Origin of the sequence: Maribacter cobaltidurans, assembly GCF_002269385.1 — a bacterium.
Taxonomy (GTDB): Bacteria; Bacteroidota; Bacteroidia; order Flavobacteriales; family Flavobacteriaceae; genus Maribacter; species Maribacter cobaltidurans.
This window is the reverse complement of sequence record NZ_CP022957.1, coordinates 4,518,659-4,530,783: the sequence shown is the minus strand read 5'-3', so window position 1 is coordinate 4,530,783 and position 12,125 is coordinate 4,518,659. Positions and strand designations below refer to the sequence as shown.

Here is a 12,125-nt window from a genome sequence, read left to right as displayed (position 1 = left end):
AAGAAAAATGAAGAATATACTATTAGTTAGTACCGTATTATTGACACTTATGTTTCTGAGCTGTAACGATGCCCCAAAATCCGAGCTTGGGCATAACGAAACTGAAGGCGTATCAAAAACCGAAGCACCTGGAGAAGATGCGCATGGCGAAGAAGGCCACGAAGGGGAAGAAGGGGAAGAAGGTGTTGTAGCAATCTCAAAACAACAGGCCGAAACCATCGGTCTGGAAACGAAACCTCTGGAGGAACGTAATTTAGGGAACAACATTAAGGTAACAGGAACACTCGAACTCTTCCCACAGGACAGGGCAAACATTAGTCCCTTTATTGGTGGAAATGTTAGCTCGATCAAGGTAGTACCGGGCAACATTGTGCGCAAGGGACAGGTGTTGGCCTATATAGAACACCCGGATATCATCGCCATGCAACAGGAATACCAGGAAAAGAATGACGAACTGGTATTTTTAAAGCAGGATTTTGAGCGCAAAAAGACCCTCTATGACAAAGGGGTTTCCTCTGGCAAGGAATTCCAAATGGCGCAATCCAAATTTCGTTCCACCACTTCCAGTGTAAACGGCCTAAAGTCCAAACTACGCTTGTTGGGACTGGACCCTTCCAAAGTGGCCGAAGGGGAGATCTATTCTGCCATCCCCATTATTACGCCCATTAGTGGCTATGTGGGCGAAGTAATGGTAAGCCTGGGCGATTATGTGGCCCCACAATCCAAAATGTTCTCGATAAGCGATAATTCAAAAATCTATGTCAATTTCAAAGTATATGAAAAGGACATCAAGCAGGTCAAGGAAGGGCAACAGATATATTTTTCAACAGCCTCAAAACCTAATGAATTGTTAAAGGCCACCGTGCGTTCCATAGGCCAGACGTTTGAGAGCGATCCCAAGGCCATAGAGGTATTGGCAGATATTGAAAATAAGGACAAAGACCTTTTGCCCGGAATGTATGTGGAGGGAAGAATCGTGCAAGGAGAAAAATCAGGCTTTGCTGTTCCCGAGGAAGCCATTGTCCAGGAAGGTGAACAGTCTTATATCTTCATCGTGGATGAGGATGAAGAACCTGTTGAAAATAAAATGAAATATAAACGCATCCCCGTGAGTACGGGGGTCAACGATCTGGGCTTTGTAGAAGTTAACCTGCCTGCAGGAACACCCGAAAATATCAAAATAGTAACAAATGGAGCCTATACCCTTTCTTCGGAAATGGTTAAAGGCGAATTGGAGCACGGACATTAATTCTCTAAAAATCAAAGGTTTTGATTCCGGGTTTGTTTATCGTCTTAATTGGTTAGTTAAAAATTAGAAAACAGGCTCGGTTCAAAATCGATTAAAAATTTAAAAATTTTAAAAATGAAAGAAATAAAAGCATTTGTAAAACCGAACAGGATACAAAGGGTCATCGAAGCCCTTAGCGATAACGGTTTTAAAAGTATGACGCTCTCACAAGCAGAGGGCACCGGGGCGTTCAAGGCAAAAGGAGCAAGACCCTCCCTTGATTTTAATATTACCGATAGCCCGGTGGTAAAAGTGGAGTTGGTATGCCAAAATGAGGAAGCACAAGCGGCAATCGATATTATTACGGAAAACGGTAAAACGCCCGACCCAGGGGACGGTATCATCTATTTATCGGATATAGAGGATGCCTTCCAGATCAAAACAGGAAAATCCCTTAAACGCTACGATCTGTAATCCTTTTAAAATGGAAAAAATTGTCAAAAAACTGGAAAGCAAGGGAATACGGCCCACACCGATGCGACTGTTGACCTATAAAAAGTTACTGCAAAGCGAGGTAGCCATCAGTTTGGGAGAGCTAGAGAATTTTTTCGAGATATCCGAAAGGAGCACCCTTTTCCGGACGATGAAAACATTTGAGGAAAAAGGCATCGTACATCAGATAGAGGATGGTACGGGCATTATGAAATATGCGCTCTGTGAGGAAGACTGTGAATGTGAGGTGGGCAACGACCTGCACCTGCATTTTCATTGCACTAGGTGCAACGAGACCGTTTGTTTGACCGACCGTAAAATCCCGCAGGTAAACCTGCCCCAAGGATATATGGCAGAGGATATCAATCTGGTCGTAACGGGAGTATGCAATAAATGCAATGGCAATTTGGAGTAACCTTTAAGGACAATAATATCAAAAGAATACGACGATGATAGCAATCTATAAAAAAGACCAAATCTTATATACCATCGCAGATCAAGAGCTGGATGCCGATGATGGGGCGACCTTAGTCAAGGCCCTGAATGAACATTTGAAAAGCAATGAACTGGCCGCTTGGTATATGGAAATGGAGCCTCGCAAAAAAGGAGTGAAGAAAAGCAGCGGTGAGAGGTTGGATATTTCCTTTCCCGAAGAAGCACGGCTTAAGAAAATAGCCTTGGTGGGCGAAAAAACATGGCAAGAACGGTTTACCGAATCGCTATTGCCGTTTAGTGAAGCCCACATAAAATATTTCGGACCTGAAGATGGAAACATGGCCAACAACTGGCTCGAACAAACAAGCAATAGCAATAGTAACTGAAACATGAATCTTTAAATCTAGAAAATTATGATGGACGATTGGTATTTTGGGGGAATGCACTGGATATGGTGGGGGTTATGGATAATCCTCATCTTCTGGATATTCCTGATTCCCTACCCCACACCGGGACAGAAAAACAGAAAGGACAGGGCAATGGAAGCCCTGAGGGAGCGGTACGCCCGCGGCGAAATCGACGAAGAGGAGTTTGAGAAACGCAAGACGTTCCTGTTAAAGGACAAAAAATAACAGTGTTTTGCTTTTGACCGAACGACCATAACACCGTTATCTATGCAAAGAAGAAAAATAGGGATATGGCTTTTGGCAGGCTTTGCCTTTGGGGTCTTTATACTGCAACCCTTGGGCCTATCCCTTTTTCTCTTTGACCGGTCGGGCGATTCCGGTCACTGGCCAAGCTATCTTGGCGAGGCTTTTGAAACCGTATGGGGTTTTACCGATGTTGACCAAGTCCTTAAAAACCTGTTGTTCGGAATATTGGGAAGCAGCCTTGCCTTGATGGTCTTTTTCAGAAAAAAGATTTTTCAACTGAACAGGAAACGGATGGATGGGCAAACCCTGCTGGAACTCATTAAAAAAGGCGAGAATGATTTGGTGGAGTTCAAATCAAGTCTGCGATGGGATTTACGTCAATCCAAAGTGAATAAACAGTTGGAATTTGTAATTATCAAGACCATAGCGGGTTTTATGAACACCAACGGTGGTAATTTGCTTATAGGAGTAGACGATAACGGCAACATCCTCGGTCTAAACCAGGATTTTGACACCTTGAAAAAACCTGACACAGATGGTTTTGAGCAATACCTGATGCAGTTGGTATCTCTGAAAGTGGGTGCCCATTTGTGTATGGCAGTAAATGTATCTTTTTACAGATATGGAGAAAATGACGTGTGCTACATAGAAATAGCCCCGGCCAAAATACCGGTCTATCTAAGTCAGGACGGGAGGTCACGGTTTTATATACGCACAGGCAATGCCACGCACGAACTCGATTTGCCCGAAGCCATCTTGTACTTAGGAAAAGAGAAGGCACTTTATAATTAAAAAAAGTAAGTGTAAAGCCAATGGATATTTGCACTTACAATGCACTAATAATAATATTAATTTTAAAAGATGTTACAGATTACAGACATAAAGAGCGAAAATGTGGTTACCACAAAGGCTAGCGGTAAACTCAACCAGTACGACTTTGAAAAAATACATCCGCTTATCCATAGTATTCTTGAAAAAGGATTAAAGGTTCGGTGGTATTTTGAGATGAACGATTTTCAAGGCTGGCATATAGATGGGCTATGGAAAGATTTCTCTAAAGATGTTGACCACGAAAAGGAGTATGAAAAAATAGCATTGGTCGGCGAAAAAAAGTGGCGAAAGTGGGCCACCCAATTTATGAAACCATTTTGCAATGCCGAAATCAAATATTTTGGTTCAGACCAAAAACAGGAAGCCAAAATATGGATTGAAAGTGACTGATGACAGGTATTGGCTGGTTAATAAAAGAATAAACTAAAAGATATATTGATATGGGATTTTTAAAACATTTATTTCGAGGCTTTCAAAACGGAGGCCATCATTCCCGTGGGCATCACAATAAACGCGGTTATGGCTATAGGGAAGATAGTTCAGATGCAAAGGTTATGATTCGTTGCACAGCCTGTGGTGAGAAAAATGATGAAAATGCAGCCTTTTGTAAAAAGTGCGGTTCACCTTTAGGCAAGTCCAACTGCAGCAATTGTAACGAGAGTGTGCCAGTCGAAGCAAAATTTTGTCCTAATTGCGGTACTGAACGCATCAATAAATAACAACCGATGAAGTACTATATATTGATAATTCTATTTTTTGGTATTCTCAATGCGAACGCCCAAAAAATTTACAGGACCGAAGAAGGCCACGTTGAGATGATGGCAAGGGTCGATAGTGTACCCTTTAAGGCAGAAAGCCACAAACTGGCCTTATATCTCGACTATGATTCCAAAGTGGTCAGTGGGGTACTCGACCTTAAAACGCTATCGACCAACAACCCTGAAATCAAAGCTATGCTGGCAGGGGAGGAAGACCCCTTAATGCTTCGGTTTACCGGTACGGTGCCTTCTGTTGATTTTTTGTCAAAACGGCACGACCCTATCGACTTTAATTGGCTGATAGATGTTACTTATCAAGGAAAAGCCTTTAAATCACAATTTAAAGCAACCATTACACATATTGAACAAGGCGTAAGTATGTCGTGTTTGATAAGTGCCAGAGGACAGGTTTTGGTGGCTGATACAGGCTTGGATTCCATCATAAAAGGTATAGATGATACCATAGAAGTGCAGTTTGCACAAATGGTTTTAAAATTGGACAACCAGTAATTTAACAAATAAAAAATGCTCTTAAATAAACGGATATCCATCTGGTCCTTTCTTAAATATATTAAATATGACATTTTATTTATTGTGTTTTATGCCATAACTATGGGTATTTTAGACCAATTCGGTTTTCTAAGTAAAATTTCGATACCTATAGCCGTTACAGGGGTTTTCGGGACTGCTGTGGCACTACTGTTAGGTTTCAGGACCAATCAAGCCTATGAACGCTGGTGGGAAGCCCGTATTATTTGGGGCGCCATTGTCAACGACTCTCGTACTTTGGTACGACAGGGCATAACCTTTTATGACCGGCAGGATAGTCAGTATGAATTTAGGATTAAAGAAATAGTTTTACGACAAATTGTGTGGTGCTATGCACTGGGTGAGTCCTTAAGGAAAGTGGACTTTTCCCCTAAGGTAGCTGGCTATTTAAAAATTCAGGACATTAATGACCAAAATGTTCCCAATGCTATACTATTAAAGCATTCAGAAGCATTGGCAATTGCAAAAAAGGAAAACCAAGTGAACGACTATCAGCAAGTACAGATAGATAGTACAATCGCTAGGTTATGCGATTCAATGGGCAAATGCGAAAGGATTAAAAACACGGTATTCCCCAAGGCACATAGCCTGTTGATCCACCTCATCATTTATGTATTTGCCACAATGCTTCCATTCGGCCTGTCTGATAATTACCTCTCTGTGGAAATTGGGCTTACCGTCGCTATCCCTATCATCTTTATAGCCATTGAGAAAACATCAATTTTAATGCAGGATCCGTTTGAAAACAACCCAATGGACACACCAATGACCGATTTGGCCCAAACTATAGAAATTAATCTAAAGGAGATGACAGGTGATGATGACATCCCCGAGAAAAAGAAACCTGAAACATATTACGTTTTATAATAATAAGGTGTAACCTGAATTAACGCTAATAGCCGGATTGGAGGGCTGCTTTGCTGAGCTTGACGGCGAAGCTTCAATAGAACAATTTAAAATTTATGAATATGTTACAGATCTTAAATTTAAAGCAAGAGAACCTTGTTGCCGCTAAAATCAGCGGAAAACTTACGGAAAAGGATATGGAAAAGATACATCCGCTCATCCACAACATCATTGAAAAAGGCCATAAAGTGGATTTCTATTTTGAAATGGAAGATTTTGAAGGCTATACCCTTAAAGGCTTTTGGGAAGACCTAAAGATTGATTCGGCACACTTGGGAGATTATGGCAAGATGGCTTTTGTGGGCAACAAAAAATGGCAGGAATGGGCCGCGAAGGCAACTGATTTTTTCATAAAGTCTGAAGTTAAATTTTTTGATATTAAAAATAAAGAGCAGGCAATGACCTGGGTCTCAACAAAAGGATGAAAAAGAAAAAACTACAGCTACGGGAGCTAAAAGGGAAACAGTCCACTGTAATTTCAGCAAGCGAAAAAAAGCTCAAAACCTATTTACCGGCAATTTTCAGCTTTGTGATGCTCATAGTTGGTATTGCCATTGACTATTTCGATGCCTTTCCTTTCTTTAAGGGATGGGTCAGGATTGTGTGGTACACGGTGGCTTACATCCCTGTTGGCTTTCCCGTCATCAAGGAGGGATGGGAAAGTATTAAAAATGGCGATTTCTTTACAGAATTTTTCCTGATGTCCATCGCAACCTTGGGAGCATTTGCCATAGGCGAATATCCAGAGGGTGTTGCCGTGATGTTGTTCTATGCCGTGGGCGAACTGTTCCAAAATGCTGCCGTAAACCGTGCCAAAGGAAACATTAGGGCGCTTCTGGATGCACGACCGGACGAGGCATTGGTCTATCGTAATGGGGACTTCGTTTCCGTCAATCCCGAAACGGTCAATATTGGCGAGAAGATACAGGTACGGGTGGGCGAAAAAATCCCGTTGGATGGCAAACTGTTATCAAACAAAGCATCGCTCAATACAGCTGCCATTACTGGCGAAAGCAAACCCGACACCATAACACAGAACGAAAAAGTCTTTGCGGGAAGCATCAATCTCGACGGTGTCATCGAAGTAGAAACCACCAAGAAATTCAAGGACAGTTCCATCGCCCGTATTCTGGAGATGGTACAGAATGCCACGGCCCGGAAATCGAAGACCGAATTATTTATCAGGAAGTTTGCACGGATTTATACGCCTATCGTGGTTTTCCTTGCTATCGCGCTCACTTTGTTACCATACTTTTTTGTCGATGAATATGTGTTTAGGGATTGGCTATACCGAGCTTTAATTTTCTTGGTGATTTCCTGCCCTTGTGCCTTGGTCATTTCCATTCCACTGGGCTATTTCGGCGGTCTGGGTGCGGCATCGCGCAACGGAATCCTGTTCAAAGGTGCATCCTTTCTCGATGCAATGACCAAAGTGAATACTGTGGTGATGGACAAAACCGGAACCGTTACCAAAGGGGTCTTTAAGATTAAGGAAGTGATAAATACATCCGCTTTTGCGGAAGTGGAATTTATGAAATACCTGATGGCGATGGAAGAACAATCTACCCACCCCATTGCAAAGGCAATTCTGGAATACAAGGCGGACGGTACTGATTTTAAGGCATCCGAAGTTTCTGAAGTTGCCGGTAAGGGATTAAAAGGCACGGTCAACCATAAGCAGGTCTTGGTCGGCAACAAAGCATTGATGACTTCCAATAGTGTTGATATTCCCCCTGAAACCGATGTGATAGTCGAATCTATAGTGATGGTCGCCATCGATGGAAAATTCGCAGGCTATGTGACCATTGCCGATGAACTTAAGGAAGACGCACATCACACCATTCAACAGATTCGGGAGGCCGGAATAGCTAAAATCATAATGCTCTCAGGAGACAAGGATTCCATAACCCAACAAGTTGCCAAGGAACTGAATATTGATTGGGCCAAAGGCGGCTTGCTACCCGAAGATAAGCTCAACGAGGTCGAAAAGCTCAAGGAACAACCTGAATCCACGGTAGCATTTATGGGCGACGGCATCAACGATGCACCCGTGCTTGCAGCCAGTGATGTGGGTATTGCAATGGGTGGTTTGGGCAGCGATGTGGCCATAGAGACCGCAGACGTTATCATCCAGACCGACCAGCCGAGCAGGATGGCCCGAGGAATCCAAATTGGACGCTCAACACGCCGTATCGTATGGCAAAATATTGGTCTTGCTTTTGGGGTAAAAGGGATTTTTCTCATTTTGGGTGCCATCGGTTTGGCTACGATGTGGGAGGCTGTGTTTGCCGATGTAGGTGTTTCGTTCGTTGCCATTCTCAATGCAATACGTTTGCAAAAAATGAATTGGAAATAGCAAAAATGTTAACCTTTAACAAATTACAAGCCCAAAACTGGATTAAATCTTAATTAACAATAACAAAACCATTAATAATATGAAAGACAAGGAAAAACACAGCAAAGGCGATGGCCACAATCACGACCACGGCGGCATCTTCGGCAAAAACACGGAGCTCTATTTTGCAATTTTAAGTGGGGTCACACTAATTACAGGTTTCCTGTTGGAAAAATATACAGGGGTTTCAGCTAACATCCCTTTTGGGCTCTATATTGCAGCCTATTTTTTTGGAGGTTATTTTACCCTAAAGGAGGCCATTACCAAAGTGTCCAAAGGCGAATTTGAAATCGATTTCCTGATGCTGGTCGCAGCTGCAGGAGCCGCCTATTTGGGCGAATGGGCAGAAGGTGCCTTGTTGCTCTTCCTTTTCAGTCTGGGTCACGCACTGGAAAACTACGCAATGGGCAAGGCAAAAAAGTCCATTGCAGCGTTAACAGACCTTGCGCCTAAAACCGCACTATTAAAGAAGGATGACGATACCGTTGAAGTCGGTATAGAAGAGTTACAGATAGGTGATACTATCGTGGTACGCCCCAACAGTAAAATATCTGCTGATGGTGTTATTGTAAAGGGCAATAGTAGTATAGACCAGTCACCCATTACCGGGGAAAGCGTTCCGGTGGACAAAACACCAATAGAAAATCCCGATAAGGAATATACAGCAAAAAGCGATATTCCCGACGAGAACCGTGTTTTTTCAGGAACCATCAATGGCAACAACACCCTCGAAATAAAGGTGATTAAAGAGGCAAAAGATTCTACCCTCAACCGCTTGGTCACTATGGTTCAAGAGGCCCAGGACCAAAAATCGCCCACACAATTATTGACCGACAAGTTTGAGCGGTACTACGTGCCATCGGTAATCTTATTGGTCATACTATTGAATTTTGCTTTCCTGGTCATTGATGAAACGTGGAATGAAAGCCTGTACCGTTCCCTGGCGGTACTTGTGGCAGCCAGTCCTTGTGCCTTGGCTATATCTACGCCATCTGCTGTATTGAGTGGTGTGGCAAGAGCAGCACGAGGCGGGGTTTTGATAAAAGGCGGTCGCCCCTTGGAAGACTTAGGGGTACTTACCGCTCTCGCTTTTGACAAAACGGGAACACTTACCGAAGGAAAACCAAAACTTACCGATGTCGAAAGTTTTGGCAACATAGATAAAAATGAACTGTTGGAAATTGCTATTGCGGTTGAGGAACTGAGCGACCATCCCCTGGCAAAGGCAGTTGTAAGGGATGGGATGGAGCGGCTTGGGAAGGACACCAAGATTCCGGATGCCGATGATTTGGAGGCCGTACAGGGCAAGGGCATAAAGGCAAACTATCAAGGGAATTCCATTTACATAGGCAATCTTGAGCTTTTTGAGGATATTGATAAAGGTGTTCCCAGCGATGTATCAGAAAAGGTAAGAGCACTTGAAGGGGAAGGAAAGACCACGATGCTAATAAAAAGGGGCGATGAATTTATAGGGATGCTCGGGCTGATGGACACCCCACGGGAAAAAGCCAAGGAAACCCTGGCCCAACTAAAGGAAATAGGCATCAAGAAAATGATAATGCTTACGGGCGACAACCAGAAAGTGGCCGACGCTGTAGCCGAGGAAATCGGGTTGACCGAAGCACGCGGAAGCCTGCTTCCCGAAGAAAAAGTGGAGGCCATCAAAAAACTTGCGGAACAGGAAAATAAACTGGCAATGGTGGGCGATGGTGTTAATGATGCACCTGCTATGGCAAACAGTACCGTTGGTATTGCAATGGGTGCAGCGGGAAGCGACGTGGCTTTAGAGACAGCAGATATAGCGCTGATGGCCGATAAACTGGAAACCCTACCCTTTGCCATTGGTTTGAGCAGAAAAGCAAAAGCTATTATCAGGCAAAACTTATGGGTAAGTTTGGGGGTTGTAGCCTTTTTAATCCCTGCGACCATAATGAGCTGGGCAAGTATCGGCATAGCCGTGGCGGTTCACGAAGGCTCTACGTTGGTAGTGGTGGTCAATGCATTGAGCTTGCTCGCCTATAGGAAATAAATGTAATAAAGGAGATTGCTTTTGAATCAAGCTTAAAATGACCAAAACGGAAAAAATATTGTCAAATCACGGTATTCGCCCTACTCAAATGAGGTCCAAGATATACAGGTATCTGAGGAGGAAGCAAAGTGCCGTGTCCTTTTCCGATTTAAAAAAGGTCTTTGCCGAAAAGAGCGAAACCAATAAAACAGCAAACAGAACGACCTTTTATCGCAACCTTAAGATTTTTGAGGATAAAGGACTAATTCATCAGATTAATGATGGTACGGGCGTAGCAAAATTTGCGATTTCTGATGAAAATACAAAAAGTAAATACGGTACGGATTTACATCTGCATTTTCATTGTACCGAATGTAAGAAAACAATCTGTTTGCCAAATAAAATACCGGAAGAAAATTTACCAAGTGATTATAAAATAAACGATGTCAACTTGGTATTAAAAGGGATATGCGTGAAATGTAAGGAAAAATAACAGGTGGGAGTTCCAGAACTTTGAACCCTTGCGCCTAAGAGTCAAGTTCAAGGTTCTTCCACCTTATTTAACCAAAAAAAATACAACTATAGAAAAATATGATATAACAATTATTGGTTTGTGTTTTGGCGATAATGGAATTCAGGGCAGCGGCAGAGGATATCGCACGGATGCCGCATGGGCATCCCGCATTTTCAGAAACCTTTAAGGAAGCCTTTCTGGCCGCTACCGAAGATAGGGCATTGCATATATAAATATTGGGGCAAGTAATACCATATAAAATATAAGATGATGAAGAAAATTCAGAAGCTAACCCAAGAAATCAACGAATTGACAGTAAGGATAGAACAAGAATATCCCGAACTCTATCGGTATTTGGATGAGAATCCCATAACGATTTCCGTAGATGATGAAGCAAAACCGACTTATAATTCGTTCGTCGATTATTTGGAAAGCTTAAAATCGATTTTGGAAAAATATATGGAATCCCACAAATAAGTAAAGATTTAAAACACCAACCGTAGAATTTAATACAGATTATTTAAATGTCCGATATAAATAAAAGCACTTTTAAGGTAAGTCAAATGGATTGCCCTTCCGAAGAACAGATGATAAGGATGAAACTGGAGTCAAACCCTCAAATCAAATATTTGGACTTTGACATTCCGAATAGAAGGTTGGAAGTGTACCATCAGGGGAATGCCCAAGAAGTAAACAAGGCACTGGGCGAATTGAAGCTGGGAGAAAAACTCTTGGGAACGGAGAAGGCGGAAACACCTATTTCCGAGGACGAGACCAAACAAAAGAAGATACTCTGGTGGGTCTTGTACATCAATTTTGGGTTTTTCGTTATCGAAATGACCACGGGTTGGATTTCTTCCTCGATGGGTCTAATTGCCGATTCACTGGATATGCTGGCCGATTCCATTGTGTACGCATTGAGCCTTTTTGCCGTAGGCGGCGCTATTTCCAGAAAAAAGAAAGTGGCGAAATTCAGTGGCTATTTTCAGATGGCGTTGGCCCTTCTGGGATTTTCGGAAGTCGTGAGAAGGTTTTTGAGTAGTAGCGAAACCCCTTTGTTCCAATGGATGATTATCGTTTCCATTTTCGCCCTTATCGGCAACCTCGTTTCCCTATGGTTGATAAACAAGGCCAAAAGCAAGGAAGCGCATATGCAGGCAAGTGCCATCTTTACCTCAAACGACATTATTGTGAACGGCGGGGTAATACTGGCAGGGGTGCTGGTTTATTTTTTAGACAGTAAATGGCCCGATTTGGTCATAGGCGGTATTGTATTTGCCTTTGTGATGCGAGGAGCCATTAGAATTTTAAAATTGTCCAAATAACGTATTGGGAAGAAAAGAAATAGCAAAAGAA

Annotated in this window: 17 protein-coding genes; all 17 read left to right on the top strand. The window is 42.7% G+C overall.

Features of this window, described 5'->3' with window-relative positions; all coding sequences use genetic code 11:
* Window positions 1-7 precede the first annotated feature (7 nt).
* The 17 genes from CJ263_RS20430 (at window position 8) to CJ263_RS20355 (ending at window position 12,094) form a co-directional block, all read left to right on the top strand.
* Window positions 8-1,249 carry an efflux RND transporter periplasmic adaptor subunit gene (locus CJ263_RS20430; RefSeq protein WP_094998961.1) on the top strand — a complete coding sequence of 414 codons (1,242 nt, stop codon included), beginning with the start codon at window positions 8-10 and terminating at the stop codon, window positions 1,247-1,249.
* Window positions 1,250-1,363: 114 nt separating this feature from the next.
* On the top strand, window positions 1,364-1,702 hold the full coding sequence (locus CJ263_RS20425) for a P-II family nitrogen regulator (protein WP_094998960.1): 339 nt from the start codon (window positions 1,364-1,366) through the stop codon (window positions 1,700-1,702).
* A gap of 10 nt (window positions 1,703-1,712) precedes the next feature.
* A complete protein-coding gene (locus tag CJ263_RS20420) occupies window positions 1,713-2,135 on the top strand; it encodes a Fur family transcriptional regulator (RefSeq protein ID WP_094998959.1) in 423 nt (140 codons plus the stop codon).
* Window positions 2,136-2,169: 34 nt separating this feature from the next.
* Complete coding sequence (locus tag CJ263_RS20415; protein ID WP_094998958.1) at window positions 2,170-2,541, top strand: SpoIIAA family protein; 372 nt, start codon at window positions 2,170-2,172, stop codon at window positions 2,539-2,541.
* 27 nt (window positions 2,542-2,568) lie between these two features.
* Window positions 2,569-2,787: an SHOCT domain-containing protein gene (locus tag CJ263_RS20410; protein WP_036383466.1), complete on the top strand. Its 219-nt coding sequence runs from the start codon at window positions 2,569-2,571 to the stop codon at window positions 2,785-2,787.
* Window positions 2,788-2,829: 42 nt separating this feature from the next.
* Window positions 2,830-3,600, top strand: coding sequence for an AlbA family DNA-binding domain-containing protein (locus tag CJ263_RS20405; RefSeq protein ID WP_094998957.1), 771 nt, complete (start codon window positions 2,830-2,832; stop codon window positions 3,598-3,600).
* 69 nt (window positions 3,601-3,669) lie between these two features.
* Window positions 3,670-4,029 (top strand): SpoIIAA family protein, encoded by a 360-nt coding sequence (locus tag CJ263_RS20400; protein ID WP_094998956.1) that lies wholly within the window; start codon window positions 3,670-3,672, stop codon window positions 4,027-4,029.
* Between the two features lie 50 nt (window positions 4,030-4,079).
* Window positions 4,080-4,358, top strand: coding sequence for a zinc-ribbon domain-containing protein (locus tag CJ263_RS20395; RefSeq protein ID WP_094998955.1), 279 nt, complete (start codon window positions 4,080-4,082; stop codon window positions 4,356-4,358).
* 6 nt (window positions 4,359-4,364) lie between these two features.
* Window positions 4,365-4,907 carry a hypothetical protein gene (locus CJ263_RS20390; RefSeq protein WP_094998954.1) on the top strand — a complete coding sequence of 181 codons (543 nt, stop codon included), beginning with the start codon at window positions 4,365-4,367 and terminating at the stop codon, window positions 4,905-4,907.
* Between the two features lie 15 nt (window positions 4,908-4,922).
* A complete protein-coding gene (locus CJ263_RS20385) occupies window positions 4,923-5,813 on the top strand; it encodes a bestrophin family protein (RefSeq protein WP_094998953.1) in 891 nt (296 codons plus the stop codon).
* Window positions 5,814-5,914: 101 nt separating this feature from the next.
* Window positions 5,915-6,277 (top strand): SpoIIAA family protein, encoded by a 363-nt coding sequence (locus tag CJ263_RS20380; protein ID WP_094998952.1) that lies wholly within the window; start codon window positions 5,915-5,917, stop codon window positions 6,275-6,277.
* Window positions 6,274-8,208, top strand: coding sequence for a heavy metal translocating P-type ATPase (locus CJ263_RS20375; protein ID WP_094998951.1), 1,935 nt, complete (start codon window positions 6,274-6,276; stop codon window positions 8,206-8,208). Before CJ263_RS20380 ends, CJ263_RS20375 begins: the two co-directional genes overlap by 4 nt.
* Before the next feature lie 79 nt (window positions 8,209-8,287).
* Window positions 8,288-10,276, top strand: coding sequence for a heavy metal translocating P-type ATPase (locus CJ263_RS20370; RefSeq protein WP_094998950.1), 1,989 nt, complete (start codon window positions 8,288-8,290; stop codon window positions 10,274-10,276).
* A gap of 37 nt (window positions 10,277-10,313) precedes the next feature.
* Window positions 10,314-10,748 (top strand): Fur family transcriptional regulator, encoded by a 435-nt coding sequence (locus CJ263_RS20365; protein WP_094998949.1) that lies wholly within the window; start codon window positions 10,314-10,316, stop codon window positions 10,746-10,748.
* Between the two features lie 125 nt (window positions 10,749-10,873).
* Window positions 10,874-11,002, top strand: a complete 129-nt coding sequence (locus CJ263_RS21375; protein WP_262494262.1) for a hypothetical protein — start codon at window positions 10,874-10,876, stop codon at window positions 11,000-11,002.
* Window positions 11,003-11,039: 37 nt separating this feature from the next.
* Window positions 11,040-11,246: a hypothetical protein gene (locus CJ263_RS20360; RefSeq protein ID WP_094998948.1), complete on the top strand. Its 207-nt coding sequence runs from the start codon at window positions 11,040-11,042 to the stop codon at window positions 11,244-11,246.
* 47 nt (window positions 11,247-11,293) lie between these two features.
* Entirely contained in the window at window positions 11,294-12,094 is an 801-nt protein-coding gene (locus CJ263_RS20355; RefSeq protein ID WP_094998947.1) for a cation transporter, read from the top strand.
* Window positions 12,095-12,125 lie beyond the last annotated feature (31 nt).